The following is a 15,387-nucleotide window of genomic DNA, read 5'->3' on the forward strand; positions in this document are numbered from 1 at the left end:
GTGAAAAGCGGTCATGATTCCACAGTATTTGGTTGATTTCGATCTTCAGGATCTCCCTGTAGTTAAGACAGACTGCCTCGTAATTGGTTCAGGCATTGCCGGATTGTTCACAGCGATCAAGGCCAGCGAGGACCGGAAGGTTATTATGATTACGAAGAAGACCGTAATGGAGAGTAACACGCGGTATGCCCAGGGCGGGATTGCTGCGGTCTTCTCAGAGGAGGATTCTCCGGTGTATCACCGCCAGGATACCCTGATGGCCGGAGCAGGGCTGAATTCCTCTGCGGCGGTTGATGTCCTGGTCAATGAAGGACCCGAGGGTGTCCGCGAACTGATCCGGCTCGGCACTATATTCGATAAAGAGAATGGCGAGCTGGCTTTAACCCAAGAGGGTGCGCATAGCCACCGCCGTATTTTACATGCAAACGGGGATGCTACAGGATATGAGATTGTCCGTGCCTTGGCCGAGCAGGCTGCTCAGCATGAGAATATTGAGACCTGGGATGACCATTATGTGATTGACCTGATCACTGAAGGCGGAGTCTGTGTAGGAGCGCTGGTACAGCGGCCTGGCGGCGGGCGCTTGTTCCTGCAGGCGGGTGCAACCGTTCTGTGCTCCGGCGGAGCAGGACAGCTGTATCGTTACACCACCAACCCTGAAGTGGCTACCGGAGATGGCGTAGCCATTGCCTACCGTGCCGGTGCCGATATCCGGGATATGGAATTCATTCAGTTTCATCCGACAGCTCTAAGCTATCCTGGCGCTCCGCGCTTTCTGATCTCGGAGGCTGTGCGGGGAGAAGGGGCCGTGCTGCGCAATATTAATGGTGAGCGCTTCATGGAGCGTTACCACGAGCTGCTGGAGCTGGCGCCGCGGGATATTGTTGCCCGTGCCATCGTCAGCGAGATGGAATTGACGAAGTCCACCTTTGTCTATCTTGATATTACGCATGAATCAGCGGATATGGTGAAACACCGCTTCCCGACCATTTATGAGACCTGTATGAGTTATGGACTGGATATTACAAGTGACTGGATTCCGGTGGCTCCTGCTGCGCATTATATGATGGGGGGCGTGAAGACGGATCTGAACGGGGAAAGTACCGTGTCCCGCCTGTTCGCCTGCGGTGAGGTATCGTCTACTGGAGTGCAGGGGGCCAACCGGCTGGCCAGTAATTCACTGTCGGAAGCGATTGTGTTCGGCCGCCGGATTATTGAACGGATCCGCCAGCTTCCGCCTCTGGAACAGGGTACAGTATCCGTAGCCTATAATCAGGGAAGGCTGGAATCGCCGACACAGGCTATTGTAGAGCGGCGGCTGAAGCTCCAGAAGGTTATGGTGCGTTACGCCGGATTGCGGCGGAATCGGGACATGCTGACCAAAGGCCTCGATGAGTTGAAACGCCAGCTGCCGATTTTTAATGCGGTGCTGACAAGACGGGAAGAATACGAGTTCGCCAATATGCTGACATGTTGTCTGCTGATCACTGAATCGGCCCTGGCACGGGAGGAGAGCCGTGGTGCGCATTACCGTGAGGATTATCCGCTGCGTAGTGACTCACAGTGGCAGAAGCATCTGCTCCAGATTCGCGAACTTGGAATAGTGGAGGAATTAAGTGATGATGTTTAACGGGTATAATGAAGAGCTGCTTCAGGCTATTAAGGGCTGGCTGCAGGAGGATGTCGGGTCGGGAGATATTACTACCCGCACAACCATACCGGCAGGACATGAGTCGAAGGGAATTATCCATGCCAAAGAGGATGGGATTATTTGTGGAATTCCCGTGGCTGAGCTGGTGTTCGAAGTAGTTGATCCTACGCTTGAATTCACGGCTCTGGTGCAGGAAGGACAACATGTGTCCAGGGGAACAGTGATTGCTGAGGTAGAGGGAAGCACCCATGCCATTCTTACCGGCGAACGGCTTGCACTGAATTTGATGCAGCGGTTATCCGGTGTGGCGTCACGCACGGCTTCTTTTGTAGAACAGCTTCAGGGACTGAGCGCACGCCTGGTGGATACCCGCAAGACCACGCCGGGCCACCGCATGCTGGAGAAATATGCTGTCCGCATAGGCGGCGGAGCCAACCACCGTTACGGCCTGTATGATGCGGTAATGATTAAGGATAATCATATCAAGGGGGCTGGAGGCATCCGTCAGGCGGTAGGGCGTGCCCGTGCCAACATTCCTCACACTATGACGATTGAAGTGGAGACGGAGAGTCTGGAGCAGGTAGAGGAAGCGCTTGCTGCCGGAGCGGACATCATTATGCTGGACAACATGTCCCCCGAGCTGATGAAGGAAGCCGTGAGAAGAATCAGAACCAAAGCGAAGCATGTCAAAATCGAGGCCTCCGGCAATGTATCGCTGGAAACGGTCCGGGGCATTGCAGAATCAGGCGTAGATGTCATTTCCGTAGGACGGCTTACCTATTCCTTCGCGAGTCTCGATATTAGTCTCGATCTGAACGGCAAGAAGGAGGAAACCCTCTGATGATACTTGTCGTCGATATCGGCAATACGAACATCGTGCTGGGAGTGTACCGGGGACGGGAGCTGCTGCATCATTTCCGGCTGAGTACTGCGCGCCAATCCACCGTGGATGAGTATGGGGTGATGATTCATAACCTGTTCAATATGTCGAACCTGTCGTTCAAAGAGGTGGAGGGGGTCATTATCTCCTCGGTTGTTCCACCGCTGGTTCAGGTCATTGTGGAGATGTGTGTCAAATTTATCGGCAAAGAGCCGCTCCTTGTAGGACCCGGCATCAAAACCGGGCTTAACCTGCGTTATGAGAATCCGCGCGAAGTCGGGGCGGACCGGATTGTGAATGCCGTTGCGGCTATTGAGCAGTATAAATGCCCGCTTGTAGTTGTTGATTTCGGTACGGCAACCACCTTCGACTGCATTGATGCCGGGGCCAATTATCTGGGCGGTGCGATCGTGCCCGGCCTGGGGATTTCCACGGAGGCCTTATACCAACGGGCATCCAAGCTGCCCCGGATCGAGCTGGAGAAGCCCAAAAAGGTCATCGGGCGCAATACCGTCCATGCGATGCAGGCAGGTATTATTTTTGGCTATGCCGGCCAGGTCGAGGGAATTGTAAGACGCATCAAGCTGGAGATGAACGCTCCTGTGCTCAAGGTCATTGCTACCGGAGGTCTTGCCTCGCTGATTGCCAGTGAGACCGAGTGTATTGATGAAGTGAATCCGATGCTGACGCTTGAAGGTTTACGCATTATTTACAACCGCAATAAATAATCATAAGGATGACCATATACAGAACAGAGAGATAGGAGGAGTATGCACCCAATGGAAAAAAAGAAGGACCGGCTGATCCGGGGAACAGCCATGAACGGAAGAGTAAGAGCGTTCGCTGTCCGCACCACAGAACTCGTCGACGAATTGCGGCGCAGACATGATACGTATCCGACCGCTACAGCAGCGCTCGGCCGTACCGTAACTGCCGCAGCCATCATGGGGGCCATGCTCAAGGGCAAAGAGAAGCTGGCGATTATGGTCAAAGGGAACGGCCCGATCGGGCAGATTACGGCTGAATCCAACGCCCTGGGGGAAGTGCGCGGTTATGTGCATAATCCGCATGTTCATCTGCCCAGCAACAGTATGGGTAAGCTGGATGTTGCAGGGGCAGTAGGGACGGAAGGCTTCATTGATGTCAGCAAGGATCTGGGAATGAAGGAACCCTACCGTGGCAGTGTGCCTATCGTATCGGGAGAGCTGGGTGAGGACTTCACCTACTATTTTGCCCTCTCGGAACAGACTCCTGCCGCCGTGGGACTGGGTGTCTTGGTGGAGACAGATAATTCGGTAAGAGTGGCCGGGGGATTTATTATCCAGCTGCTGCCCGGCCTGACCGATGAGCAGATTACTGAGGTGGAGCAGGCGGTTGGAGCCATGCCTTCTGTAACTTCCGTGCTGGACCAGGGGCTTGAGCCTGAAGAGATGCTGCGGCTGCTGCTGCCGGATGCGGTGATTCTGGATGAACTTGAGATCCGTTTCGTATGCCAATGCTCACGGGAGCGGATCGAACAGACCCTGGTGAGTCTGGGGGAGCATGAACTGGAACGGCTGATTGAAGAAGATGATACGGCCGAAGTTGTCTGCCATTACTGTAATGAGAGATATGTATTCAACAAGGATGAACTGCAGGTAATCCTGGATCAAGCGAAATCGTAGGGCTATGAGATGGTGACAAGACAGGAGCGCGCGCTGCGCAATGCCGTTATAGTACTGGCCGTTGCAACCTTGATGCTGGGGGGCCTTTTATTCTGGAGTCTGCGTGCTATGGCGATCCTCAAAGGAGAGGCAGCCGAAGGGGAAGCTTCGGATGTCGCTGCTGCCGGAGGACAGCCGGTCACGGATCAGGAATGGATGGAGGAACTCCAGAAAAAGCATGGGGATGAGGTGCTGCTGAGCATGCTTAACCATATCGTGGTGGGCAAGGAGGCCGCAGCTCTGGGAATTACGGTGACGGAGGAAGAGATTGAGCGGGAACTGAAGCGTGGAATGTCCGGTTACAGCTCAGAAGAGCAGTATTATAATCAGATGCAGTCTGAGCTGGGAATGTCCCGTCAGGAGCTGCGTGAGGAGACGGCATACCGGCTGACGCTCCAGGCCATAGCTACTGCCGGGATTACAGTCAGTGAATCTGAAATTGATGATTATCTGGAGCAGAATGCCGAGAGATTCACCCCCAGGAAGCAGATGCAGCTCTCTTTAATCCAAACAGCCACCTATGACGAGGCCGGTACAGTTATGGACCGTCTGGAGAAGGGCGAGGAATTCGCAGAGCTGGCCAGGGAAGTCTCCATCGACGAGGAGAGCCGCCAGCACGGCGGCAAAATCGGAACGGTGGAGGAGAAGGACCCCTTCTGGCCGGAGGAGCTGCTGAAGACAGCGGCGGGGCTTGAAGCCGGCGATATAGCAGGACCGCTGCAGATGGACGGCGGATATGCGGTGATCCGTCTGGAGAAGCTGATTGATCCTGGCAAGGTGGATCAGGAGGAGCTGCGCGGGATGATCCGCCAGCAGCTCAGGCTTGAGCAGGCAGCGCCTCTGCAGCAGGTGGAGCGTGATTTGCGGGCCAAATATGATACAGCAATATATATTGACAACAGCCTGCAAGATTGATAATATGAAATTAAATACAAAACCTACTGATTTAGTCGGGAATATTACGCGGTACAATTACAACTGTTAGTTACCCTGGCTGGGGGCTACGGTATTATATGCTGATAGCATCTGTCATAAGTTCCGCACCCTAATTCATATATCATCTCAAGGAGGTTTTTACTCATGGCTAAAGTCGTCAATAGCGTTACAGATTTGATCGGTGGCACACCGCTCGTCCGTCTGAACCGGATCGTTCCGGAAGGCTCTGCAGAGATCTTTCTGAAGCTGGAATACCAAAATCCGGGTTCGAGTGTTAAGGACCGCATCGCAATCAGCATTGTAGAAGAGGCAGAGAAAGAAGGCCTGCTGAAGCCCGGTGGCACCATTGTAGAAGCGACCAGCGGCAATACAGGGATTGGCCTGGCGCTTGTTGCTGCTGCCAAAGGCTACAAGGCCCTTATTGTTATGCCGGAGACCATGAGCCTTGAACGCCGCAATCTGCTGCGCGCTTATGGCGCTGAGCTGGTATTGACTCCGGGGTCGGAAGGAATGAACGGTGCGGTCAAGAAGGCTGAGCAGATTCTGAGCGAGAATCCGGACTATTTCCTTGCGGACCAGTTCAAGAACAAAGCTAACGTGAAGATCCATCGTGAGACTACAGGACCGGAGATTGTTGAGGCGATTGAATCTGTCGGCGGCCCGCTGGATGCATTCATTGCTGGCGTAGGTACAGGCGGAACGATCAGCGGCGCAGGAGAAGTGCTGAAGAATCAATATCCGGGTGTGAAGATCTATGCCGTAGAACCGGCCGCTTCACCGATTCTGGCCGGAGGCAAACCGGGTCCGCACAAGATTCAGGGGATCGGCGCTAACTTTGTCCCTGAAATTCTTGATCAGAATATCTATGATGAGATCATCCATGTTGAGAATGATGAAGCTTTTGAAACGGCCCGCCGTGTAGCCAAAGAAGAAGGCGTGCTGTCCGGTATTTCCTCCGGTGCGGCTGTATTCGCTGCACTCAAAGTAGCGAAGGAACTGGGCGCAGGCAAAAAAATCGTGGTCATCATTCCAAGTAACGGCGAACGTTACCTGAGTACTCCGCTCTATAATTTTGAAGTCTAATTGCTGGGAATCAGCTGTTCAGAAGAGTCTGCCCTATCCGCTTCTACAGGGATACGGCAGGCTCTTTTTTCGAAATATAAGATGTTATAGGTTGCACACGATAACTTATCCTTCTATTTCCCGCTGAAACGGTGCCGTCCTATACAGGACGGCAAAGCCGTTTCCACTTGGATAATACACATTTATACGGTTCACGGGCTTTTCAAAGTAACCTATGTACAGTATACTGACAGGCAATATACTATCGCGATGGGCGGGCGAATACGTGGAGATCTTAACGGCTTGGCAGGAGTGGGAGCAGTGGGGAGAGGCAGGCGGGGCCTGGAGTGTCCTTCCCCTGATCCTGAAGAAACGGCAGGACAGCAAGGGATTACCCCGCAGCTGGAAGAAGGCCTGGGAGCAGGCCTCCCCTTATTCGGTTGTACTTGAGAGTGGTAAGGGCGGGCGCTACACCTATTTGGGCCTGCACCCTGTCTCCATCCTTGAAGGCAGAGGCGACAGCGCGGAGGGCTATACTCCCTCAGGCAGATCAAAGGGAGAGACACAAGCTGCCGTATTGGACGGACCGCCGCTGGAAGTACTGCAGGAATGGATGAGCGAGTATGTATCCCCCCGCCTGCACCTTCCCGGCCTGCCGCCGTTCACCGGCGGCTGCATTGGATTCCTTGGTTATGATGTAGCCCGATCCCTGGAGAAGCTGCCGTCGCTCGCCAGGAATCATCCGGAATTCCCGGATTATCTGTTCATGAGGCTGGAGGAAGTGTGGATCTACGATCATCACGAGGAGATGCTCTATTGTGCCGTTCATGTTCCTGTCCCGGATACAGCAATCGGTAACCCGGAAGCGCTTAGGACCTTATACAAGGCTGCTGTGAACCGTGCAGAGCGTATGCTGGAGCAATGGAGTCACATCCATGCTTCTGCGGAGCCGGAAGAAGCCGTCACCGCAAGGTATGCTGAACTTACCCGCAGGGTGGAGGCTGAGACGGATATCACCGGTGAGTGGTCTGGCATGAGCTCAGACTTCTCTGCACAGCAGTTCCAGCAGGCTGTGGCGAAGGTCCAGGAATACATCCGTGCCGGAGATGTCTTCCAGGTGAACCTCTCGCTGCGCCAGGAGGCGCAGCTGAATTCCCCGCCGGAGGATGTTTACGAATGGCTGCGCAGACTCAACCCGTCCCCGTACATGGGGCTGCTGCGCACGCCCGGCTTCGCCCTCTCCAGCGCTTCGCCGGAGCTGCTGGTGAAGCTGCACGGGGACAAGGTCAGTGCCCGCCCCATTGCCGGTACCCGGCGCCGGGGCCATACTCCCGCGGAGGACGCCGCCATGGAGGCGGAGCTGCGCGGGAGCGAGAAGGAGATCGCCGAGCATATCATGCTTGTCGATCTGGAGCGCAGCGACATCGGCCGTGTCGCTGCCTACGGAACGGTCAGCGTGCCGGAGCTGCTGACCGTGGAGCGATACTCGCATGTGATGCATCTCGTCTCGCAGGTCGAGGGCATCGTGGCACCTGATAAGGATGCCTACGACGTTATTGCCGCCTTATTCCCCGGCGGCACCATCACGGGCGCGCCTAAGGTGCGCACGATGGAGATCATTGAAGAGCTGGAGCCGGTCCGCCGGGGTCCATACACGGGATCCATGGGCTGGATTGACTATAACGGCAATATGGAATTAAATATAATCATACGTACGCTTGCAGTGAAGGACGGAATGGGCTATATCCAGACGGGTGCGGGGATCGTGATTGATTCGGACCCGTATCGGGAGTACCGGGAATGCCACAACAAAGCCAAAGCGGTAGTGAAGGCAATTCTCTGCAGTGAACGTGAGCAGGAATTACGGGCTACCCTCGGCAACGAAGGAGGAAGCGGTTTATGATCTTGGTCATTGATAATTATGATTCCTTTACGTATAACCTGGTGCAATATCTGGGGGAGCTGGGGGAAGAGGTTAAGGTAGCGCGCAACGATGAGATCACTATTCAGGAGATTGAGCAGCTGGCTCCGGATCATATCCTGATCTCCCCGGGACCCTGCACACCGAATGAGGCAGGCATCAGCCTTGCGCTGCTGCAGCATTTCAAAGGTATCATTCCGATCTTTGGCGTGTGCCTCGGGCACCAGGCTATCGGACAAGCGTTCGGCGGCAATGTAATCCGTGCAGAACGCCTGATGCATGGCAAAACCTCGCCGATCCACCATAACGGCACCTCCGTATTTGAAGGACTGGAGTCTCCATTTACGGCAACACGTTATCATTCTCTGATCGTTGAACGGGAGAGTCTGCCGGATTGCCTGGAGATTACCGCTGAGACGGCCGAAGGCGAGATCATGGCCCTGCGGCATAAGGAATACCCGATCGAAGGGGTCCAGTTCCACCCTGAGTCGATTATTACAGATCACGGGCACACCATGCTGCGCAATTTCCTGAAACGGAGAGCCGGAGAGCCCGCATGAAATATATAGGACTTAACAACAAAGCAGTTGACGCCAAAGACGCCGTGGTCTCCGCTCTGGATCACGGCTTTTTGTACGGGATGGGCCTGTTCGAGACCTTCCGCACCTATGGAGGAGAGCCCTTCCTGCTGCAGCGCCATCTGAGCAGAATGGCCGAAGGCTGCGGGCAACTGGGCATTCCTTTTGAACAGGAGGTACAGGGGCTGCGGGAATGGATTCAACTTGTCATGGACAGGAATGAGCTTAGTGATGCCTATATCCGTTACACCGTTACGGCCGGTGAGGATATTCTGGGACTGCCTTCGGGAAGCTATAAGCAGCCTAATCATCTGCTGTACATCAAAGCCCTGCCGGTTATACCTCCCTCTCTATACAGCGAAGGCAAAGAGCTGCAGCTGCTGAATCACCGGCGCAATACTCCGGAAGGACCCGTACGGCTCAAATCGCTGCACTATATGAATAACATTTTGGCGAAGCGCGAATTGTCGGGATACCCGTCTGCGGCCAGAGGGGCTGAGGGGCTGATGCTGACGGCACAAGGCGACATCGCCGAAGGTATTGTGAGCAATATTTTTTTCATAAAAGAGAACAGGCTCTATACTCCGGACATTGCTACCGGGATTCTACCGGGGATTACCCGGGAAATGGTGCTGGAGCTGGCTGCGTCAGCAGGCCTTCATTCCGAGCAGGGCTTCTACCGTATGGAGCAGCTGGAGGCTGCTGACGAAATCTTCCTCACCAATTCGGTCCAGGAGATCGTACCGGTAACGGCGCTCTGGAACGGGGACCGGCGGATAACGATCAGCAGCGGACGCTGCGGGGAACGGACAGAGGCAATGATCAGGCTGTACAGAGAAAGGACGGGGATGCTGAAATGAAGCCGGTAATCTATCAACGGAGCTACCGCTGCGGAAGCAGTGAACTGGTGTTGGGCAGGAGAACCCTGATTATGGGTATTCTCAATGTGACGCCGGACTCCTTCTCTGACGGGGGGCTGTGGACAGATCCGGGTAGAGCGGTAGAGCACGCACTGCAAATGGCGGCCGAGGGTGCAGACATCATTGATATAGGCGGGGAATCCACGCGTCCGGGTCATCAGCCGGTAGGTGCGGAGGAGGAATTAGCCCGTGTATTGCCTGTGATCGAGAGCATCCACCGGGCCGCCCCGCATCTTCCGTTATCTATAGATACCTACAAGGCGGAAGTCGCCCGCCAGGCGGTTAAGGCCGGTGCGCATATCATCAATGATGTCTGGGGAGCCAAAGCAGATCCGCAGATGGCAGCCGTGGCCGCGCAGGCAGACTGTCCCATAATTCTGATGCATAACCGTCATAACCGCGATTATAAGGATTTGATCGGCGATATAACGGAGGATCTGACCGGGAGCATTAACCTGGCGCTGGCGGCTGGAGTGTCACCGGGCAATATTATTTTGGACCCGGGAATCGGGTTTGCCAAGGACCATACAGAGAATCTCCAGGTAATGACGGGCCTAACGGCACTGACGGAGCTGGGGTACCCGCTGCTGCTGGCCACTTCGCGCAAAAAGTTCATCCGTACCACACTCGGCCTGCCGGCAGAGGATGTCATTGAAGGCACGGCAGCAACCGTCGCTTTCGGGATTGCCCAGGGCTGCCAGATGGTACGGGTCCATGACATTTCTTCGATTAAACGTACGGTAGAGATGTGTGACGCTATGCTCTATGCCGGATCACCTGTGGTGCGCGAATAGACTATATTTTTCAAGAGAAGGCAGGGACCCTTAATGGATAAAATGAAGCTGCACCGCATGGAATATTACGGTTATCACGGAGTCTTCGAAGAGGAACGCAGGCTGGGCCAGCGGTATTATATCGACTTGGAGCTGGAGCTTGATCTGCAGGGAGCTGGACTCAGCGATGATCTGGAACAAACCGTGAATTATGCCGAAGTTCATGTCCTGGTCAAAACAATTGTCGAAACAAAGTCCTTCAAGCTGATTGAAGCTTTGGCGGAACATATTGCATCCGCGTTACTGGACACTTATACTGTTATCAATGCAGTAACGGTCCAAGTGACCAAGCCGCATCCTCCGTTTGATATTCATTTCCAGGGAGTCACTGTAGAACTGCGCCGGACGAGAAAGTGAGACAGACTTTATGAGCAGACCTTCCACCTCTGAGGCATCAGAGGCTTATATTGCTTTAGGGGCCAACCTGGGTGACCGTCAAGGCACCTTGAGAGAAGCCTTGCACCGGCTGGAGATGCATGAAGAGATTGAAGTTGTGCGCACCTCCCCTGTCTATGAGACAGTGCCTGTCGGTTATCTGGACCAGCCTCAGTTTCTTAACATGGCGGCTGTCCTGCGTACCACACTGGCGCCTGAGGTACTGCTTCAGGTGATGCTGGAGACAGAGAATCAGTTAGGCCGTGTCCGTGATATCCGTTATGGACCGAGAACGGTAGATTTGGATTTGCTGTGGGTAGAGGGAATGACCCTGGATACGCCGGATTTAACGCTGCCTCATCCCAGGATGCTGGAGCGGGCGTTTGTCCTTCTGCCGCTGAGCGACATCATTACACAGAACGAAGAGTCTTCCGGATTCCGTGGGTTAATTACAACAGCGCTGCAAGACATAGACGGAAAGGAAGGAATTCGCTTGTGGACAACAAACGTATGGGAATGCGGGTCAGAGCATTCCGGAAGCTGAAGGGCTACACTCAGCAGGAGCTGGCGGATTCTGTCGGAATATCACTTGCTGTGCTTGGGGCAGTAGAGCGGGGCAACAGACGTTTGGAAGATCAAATTTTAAATAAAATTGCGGACTTTCTTGAAATAACGGTTGAGGAATTGGCCCATCCGGCACCATGACAGGGACAGAACGATACACAATCTATTGGGGGAAGTGATGGGACATGCTGAAGATCGGTGATATTGAAATGAAAAACCAGGTTGTGCTGGCACCTATGGCCGGCGTCTGCAACCCAGCGTTTCGCCTGATTGCCAAGGAATTCGGGACCGGACTGGTCTGTGCGGAGATGGTCAGCGGCAAAGCTATTGTGCATGGCAATGCGCGTACCCGGGAGATGTTGTTTGTAGATGAGCGCGAGAAGCCGCTGAGTCTGCAGATTTTTGGCGGAGACCGGGAATCGCTGGTGGCTGCTGCCATCATTGTCGACAAAGAGACGAACGCCGATATCATCGACATCAATATGGGCTGTCCGGTGCCAAAGGTGACGAAATGTGATGCCGGGGCGCGCTGGCTGCTGAATCCGGACAAAATCTACGAGATGGTATCCGCTGTAGTGGATGCTGTCGATAAACCGGTGACCGTGAAGATGCGGATCGGCTGGGACAGCGAGCATATCTTCGTTGAAGAGAACGCTCGTGCGGTGGAACGGGCCGGAGGCCAGGCGGTCAGCGTACACGGGCGGACCCGTGAGCAGCTTTACACAGGGCGTGCCGACTGGAATTATATCCGCATGGCGAAGCAGGCCGTATCTATTCCGGTCATCGGCAACGGCGATGTGAATACACCGGAGGATGCGCGGGCCATGCTGGACCAGACCGGCTGCGACGGTGTGATGATCGGACGGGGCGCGCTGGGTAACCCTTGGATGCTGTACCGGACGATTCAATATTTGAGTACGGGTGAGCTGAAGCCTGAGCCAAGCGCTGAAGAGAAGATCAAGGTGGCTATTCTTCATATGGACCGTCTGATTGACCTGCGTGGTGAAGCAGTGGCTGTCCGCGAGATGCGCAAGCACCTGGCCTGGTATTTGAAAGGCTTTAAGGCGGCGGCCCGCGTGAAGGACATTATTATGGAAGAAACGAAGCGTGATGAGATGGTGCGGATTTTGAATGATTTTGTCGGTCAGCTTAAGCAGGATGAGGAGCAGGAAGGCGCGGATAGTGCCCTTTTCGCCGTGTGATCCCCACAATCTGCTGGAAATAAGCCCCGTTCCTGTGTGCTTTATTGAGTATCGCTAAACATTATATGGGGCGTCATTGACATTTTGTAGCGGTTCCAATATAATTTCACAGTATAAAATCGCCGTTACAGCAGGAGCAATGGTGAAGGAGGGTTCTGATCCCTCCGGATTCGCATATAGTATGGTGTTTTCAATAAATGTATACGACAGGAGAATCGGTTGAGATGAGCGATAAAGAAGTCATCCTTACACCGGACGGACTTAAGCGTCTGGAAGAAGAACTGGAGACCCTCAAATCCGTTAAACGCCGCGAGGTAGCGGAACGTATCAAAGTGGCCATCGGCTATGGTGATATCAGTGAAAACTCGGAATATGAAGATGCGAAGAATGAACAGGCCTTCATTGAGGGACGGGTTCTTACTTTGGAGAAGATGCTCCGCAATGCGCGTATCATTAACAGTGATGAGATTGTGACAGATGTGGTCAGCATCGGAGTGACTGTGAACGTTGAAGACATGGAGTATGGCGACGTGATGGAGTACACCATTGTGGGTACTGCTGAATCCGATCCGCTCAATAATAAAATTTCCAATGAGAGCCCTGTAGGCAGAGCGATCATGGGCAAGAAGATTGGTACGATTGTGGATGTTAGTGTCCCTGCAGGCGTCATTCAATATAAAATTCTTGATATCAAAATGAAGTAAGATGGTTCCGAAAGCTTCCTTAGGGGAGCTTTTTTCAAAAGATATGAATGCCAGCCGTAAAATATGGGTGAACACATACAGCTTATATTTTGTACCGGAACGGACTGTCCTCAGGTTGGGCGGAGCCGTTTCTTCTTTTGTATACGTGAGTAAGAGAGGATGAAGAACATGACGGAAGAAATCAACAACATGGAAACTACAGAGAATGAATTAAGTGAATTGCTGCAGATCCGCCGGGGTAAGCTGGACGAGCTCCGTGCACTCGGGATCGACCCGTTCGGCAAGAAGTATGAGCGTACGGCTGCTGCCGGCGATCTTCTGGCCAAATATGACGGACAGACCAAAGAAGAGCTGGACGAGCTGGCGCTGGAAGTAAGTGTGGCCGGGCGTATTATGGCTAAACGGGTAATGGGCAAAGCAAGCTTCTCGCACATCCAGGACCTTAGCGGCAAAATCCAGATCTATGTGCGTCAGGACAGTATTCCTGAGTCCCAGTACGCAGCATTCACGATCCTCGACCTTGGCGATATCGTCGGTATCCGGGGAACCCTGTTCAAGACCAAGACCGGTGAGACCTCTATTAAAGTGGATAACCTTGAGGTGCTGTCCAAGTCCCTGCTTCCGCTTCCCGAGAAATATCATGGGCTGAAGGATGTGGAGCTCCGCTACCGTCAGCGTTATGTAGACCTGATTATTAACCCTGAGGTTCAGCAGACCTTCATTATGCGTTCGCGGATTATCCAGTCGATGCGCCGTTATCTGGACTCGCTGGGCTATCTTGAGGTAGAGACTCCTACACTGCACTCGATTGCAGGCGGAGCAGCAGCCCGTCCGTTTATTACCCACCACAATACACTGGACATGCAGCTCTATATGCGGATTGCCATCGAGTTGCACCTGAAGCGTCTGATTGTCGGCGGTTTGGAGAAGGTCTATGAGATCGGCCGCGTCTACCGTAACGAAGGCATCTCCACGCGCCATAATCCGGAATTCACGATGATTGAGCTGTATGAAGCGTATGCGGATTACAAGGACATTATGCATCTGACCGAGAGCCTGATCGCTCACATCGCCGGAGAGGTACTTGGCTCCCAGGTGATTAACTATCAAGGGCAGGAAGTCGATCTGTCTCCGGGCTGGCGCCGCGTCACGATGGTGGACGCTGTCAAGGAAGTAACCGGAGTAGACTTCGGAGTTCATATGACGAATGAAGAGGCACAGGCTTTGGCTAAGGAACACCGGGTACCGGTGGAGAAGCACATGACCTTCGGACATATTCTTAATGCGTTCTTCGAGCAGTTCGTGGAAGAGACCCTGATCCAGCCGACATTCGTAATGGGACATCCGGTAGAGATTTCACCGCTTGCCAAAAAGAACGAAGAGGACCCGCGCTTCACTGACCGCTTCGAGCTGTTTATTGTAGCCCGCGAGCATGCCAATGCTTTCAGTGAGCTGAATGATCCGATTGACCAGCGTCAGCGCTTCGAGGCCCAGATTCATGAGAAAGAGCAAGGCAATGATGAAGCCCATGAGATGGATGATGATTTCATCCGTGCGCTGGAGTACGGTATGCCGCCTACGGGGGGCCTTGGAATCGGCGTAGACCGTCTGATCATGCTGCTTACCAATTCCGCGTCTATCCGTGACGTATTGTTGTTCCCCCATATGCGTAACAAAGATTAATTTCAATTATGAATCCAGACCCTATATTCAAGGGAACTGCTCCGGCAGTTTCCTTGGCAGTCTGGTGGACATCTATAACAGACTTGTTTCAAAATAATACTTGCAATGAATCTCTATCCATGATATATTCTATTTCTGGCCGCGAAACATCAACGCCGAGCTCGAACAAGAAGTTGAAAAAAGAGCTTGCATTGATCGGTTGGATGTGATATATTATAAGAGTTGCTGGTGACGCGGTAAGCGACGCTGACAACGAGCTTGATCTTTGAAAACTGAACAACGAGTGAGTATCGGAAATCACGAAAGTGACTTCCAAAATGAGAATGTAAATTCTCGTCAGATGTTTCAAAATGAGCAATCGCTCTTTCTAAATAC

The 15,387-nt window shown here is 53.4% G+C and carries 17 protein-coding genes; 16 read left to right on the forward strand and 1 reads right to left on the reverse strand.

The features are described 5' to 3' along the window. Window positions 1-13 precede the first annotated feature (13 nt). The 16 genes from nadB to lysS all read left to right on the forward strand — a co-directional run bounded on the left by nadB (window position 14) and on the right by lysS (window position 15,012). On the forward strand, window positions 14-1,630 hold the full coding sequence (nadB, locus tag HQN87_RS30205) for an L-aspartate oxidase (RefSeq protein ID WP_173140734.1): 1,617 nt from the start codon (window positions 14-16) through the stop codon (window positions 1,628-1,630). Further along, complete coding sequence (nadC, locus tag HQN87_RS30210) at window positions 1,620-2,492, forward strand: carboxylating nicotinate-nucleotide diphosphorylase (RefSeq protein WP_173140736.1); 873 nt, start codon at window positions 1,620-1,622, stop codon at window positions 2,490-2,492. The genes nadB and nadC overlap by 11 nt, the downstream gene beginning before the upstream one ends. After that, window positions 2,492-3,259: a type III pantothenate kinase gene (locus tag HQN87_RS30215; protein ID WP_173140738.1), complete on the forward strand. Its 768-nt coding sequence runs from the start codon at window positions 2,492-2,494 to the stop codon at window positions 3,257-3,259. Before nadC ends, HQN87_RS30215 begins: the two co-directional genes overlap by 1 nt. A 51-nt stretch (window positions 3,260-3,310) precedes the next feature. Next, window positions 3,311-4,195 (forward strand): Hsp33 family molecular chaperone HslO, encoded by an 885-nt coding sequence (gene hslO, locus HQN87_RS30220; RefSeq protein WP_173140740.1) that lies wholly within the window; start codon window positions 3,311-3,313, stop codon window positions 4,193-4,195. A gap of 9 nt (window positions 4,196-4,204) precedes the next feature. Further along, window positions 4,205-5,149 carry a peptidylprolyl isomerase gene (locus HQN87_RS30225; protein WP_173140742.1) on the forward strand — a complete coding sequence of 315 codons (945 nt, stop codon included), beginning with the start codon at window positions 4,205-4,207 and terminating at the stop codon, window positions 5,147-5,149. A 165-nt stretch (window positions 5,150-5,314) separates the two neighbouring features. Then, window positions 5,315-6,253, forward strand: a complete 939-nt coding sequence (gene cysK, locus HQN87_RS30230) for a cysteine synthase A (protein ID WP_173140744.1) — start codon at window positions 5,315-5,317, stop codon at window positions 6,251-6,253. A 265-nt stretch (window positions 6,254-6,518) separates the two neighbouring features. Beyond that, window positions 6,519-8,135 carry an anthranilate synthase component I family protein gene (locus tag HQN87_RS30235; RefSeq protein ID WP_367272837.1) on the forward strand — a complete coding sequence of 539 codons (1,617 nt, stop codon included), beginning with the start codon at window positions 6,519-6,521 and terminating at the stop codon, window positions 8,133-8,135. Further along, on the forward strand, window positions 8,132-8,713 hold the full coding sequence (gene pabA, locus HQN87_RS30240; protein WP_173140748.1) for an aminodeoxychorismate/anthranilate synthase component II: 582 nt from the start codon (window positions 8,132-8,134) through the stop codon (window positions 8,711-8,713). The genes HQN87_RS30235 and pabA overlap by 4 nt, the downstream gene beginning before the upstream one ends. Further along, a complete protein-coding gene (locus tag HQN87_RS30245; RefSeq protein ID WP_173140750.1) occupies window positions 8,710-9,591 on the forward strand; it encodes an aminotransferase class IV in 882 nt (293 codons plus the stop codon). The genes pabA and HQN87_RS30245 overlap by 4 nt, the downstream gene beginning before the upstream one ends. Further along, window positions 9,588-10,445 (forward strand): dihydropteroate synthase, encoded by an 858-nt coding sequence (folP, locus tag HQN87_RS30250; protein WP_173140751.1) that lies wholly within the window; start codon window positions 9,588-9,590, stop codon window positions 10,443-10,445. Before HQN87_RS30245 ends, folP begins: the two co-directional genes overlap by 4 nt. A gap of 33 nt (window positions 10,446-10,478) precedes the next feature. Further along, window positions 10,479-10,841 (forward strand): dihydroneopterin aldolase, encoded by a 363-nt coding sequence (folB, locus tag HQN87_RS30255; protein WP_173140753.1) that lies wholly within the window; start codon window positions 10,479-10,481, stop codon window positions 10,839-10,841. 10 nt (window positions 10,842-10,851) lie between these two features. After that, window positions 10,852-11,403, forward strand: coding sequence for a 2-amino-4-hydroxy-6-hydroxymethyldihydropteridine diphosphokinase (folK, locus tag HQN87_RS30260; protein ID WP_173140755.1), 552 nt, complete (start codon window positions 10,852-10,854; stop codon window positions 11,401-11,403). Continuing rightward, window positions 11,355-11,564 carry a helix-turn-helix transcriptional regulator gene (locus HQN87_RS30265; RefSeq protein WP_173140757.1) on the forward strand — a complete coding sequence of 70 codons (210 nt, stop codon included), beginning with the start codon at window positions 11,355-11,357 and terminating at the stop codon, window positions 11,562-11,564. The genes folK and HQN87_RS30265 overlap by 49 nt, the downstream gene beginning before the upstream one ends. A gap of 44 nt (window positions 11,565-11,608) precedes the next feature. Then, window positions 11,609-12,625: a tRNA dihydrouridine synthase DusB gene (gene dusB, locus HQN87_RS30270; protein ID WP_173140759.1), complete on the forward strand. Its 1,017-nt coding sequence runs from the start codon at window positions 11,609-11,611 to the stop codon at window positions 12,623-12,625. A gap of 224 nt (window positions 12,626-12,849) precedes the next feature. Then, window positions 12,850-13,329 (forward strand): transcription elongation factor GreA, encoded by a 480-nt coding sequence (greA, locus tag HQN87_RS30275; RefSeq protein WP_173140761.1) that lies wholly within the window; start codon window positions 12,850-12,852, stop codon window positions 13,327-13,329. Window positions 13,330-13,497: 168 nt separating this feature from the next. Continuing rightward, a complete protein-coding gene (gene lysS / locus HQN87_RS30280) occupies window positions 13,498-15,012 on the forward strand; it encodes a lysine--tRNA ligase (protein ID WP_173140763.1) in 1,515 nt (504 codons plus the stop codon). 149 nt (window positions 15,013-15,161) lie between these two features. Here lysS and HQN87_RS32175 read toward each other — a convergent pair. After that, on the reverse strand, window positions 15,162-15,387 hold a 226-nt coding region (locus HQN87_RS32175), incomplete at its 5' end, for a hypothetical protein (RefSeq protein ID WP_216857511.1).

Source organism: Paenibacillus tritici (genome assembly GCF_013204885.1).
Taxonomy (GTDB): Bacteria; Bacillota; Bacilli; order Paenibacillales; family Paenibacillaceae; genus Paenibacillus_AQ; species Paenibacillus_AQ tritici.

What these genes read in the sequence shown, in the direction of transcription:
- HQN87_RS30215 (WP_173140738.1), top strand. Translation starts at nt 2,492, where the DNA reads ATGATACTTGTCGTCGATATCGGCAATACGAACATCGTGCTGGGAGTG.
- pabA (WP_173140748.1), top strand. Translation starts at nt 8,132, where the DNA reads ATGATCTTGGTCATTGATAATTATGATTCCTTTACGTATAACCTGGTG.
- folK (WP_173140755.1), top strand. Translation starts at nt 10,852, where the DNA reads ATGAGCAGACCTTCCACCTCTGAGGCATCAGAGGCTTATATTGCTTTA.
- folB (WP_173140753.1), top strand. Translation starts at nt 10,479, where the DNA reads ATGGATAAAATGAAGCTGCACCGCATGGAATATTACGGTTATCACGGA.
- dusB (WP_173140759.1), top strand. Translation starts at nt 11,609, where the DNA reads ATGCTGAAGATCGGTGATATTGAAATGAAAAACCAGGTTGTGCTGGCA.
- HQN87_RS30225 (WP_173140742.1), top strand. Translation starts at nt 4,205, where the DNA reads ATGGTGACAAGACAGGAGCGCGCGCTGCGCAATGCCGTTATAGTACTG.
- hslO (WP_173140740.1), top strand. Translation starts at nt 3,311, where the DNA reads ATGGAAAAAAAGAAGGACCGGCTGATCCGGGGAACAGCCATGAACGGA.
- HQN87_RS30245 (WP_173140750.1), top strand. Translation starts at nt 8,710, where the DNA reads ATGAAATATATAGGACTTAACAACAAAGCAGTTGACGCCAAAGACGCC.
- nadC (WP_173140736.1), top strand. Translation starts at nt 1,620, where the DNA reads ATGATGTTTAACGGGTATAATGAAGAGCTGCTTCAGGCTATTAAGGGC.
- folP (WP_173140751.1), top strand. Translation starts at nt 9,588, where the DNA reads ATGAAGCCGGTAATCTATCAACGGAGCTACCGCTGCGGAAGCAGTGAA.
- cysK (WP_173140744.1), top strand. Translation starts at nt 5,315, where the DNA reads ATGGCTAAAGTCGTCAATAGCGTTACAGATTTGATCGGTGGCACACCG.
- nadB (WP_173140734.1), top strand. Translation starts at nt 14, where the DNA reads ATGATTCCACAGTATTTGGTTGATTTCGATCTTCAGGATCTCCCTGTA.
- greA (WP_173140761.1), top strand. Translation starts at nt 12,850, where the DNA reads ATGAGCGATAAAGAAGTCATCCTTACACCGGACGGACTTAAGCGTCTG.
- lysS (WP_173140763.1), top strand. Translation starts at nt 13,498, where the DNA reads ATGACGGAAGAAATCAACAACATGGAAACTACAGAGAATGAATTAAGT.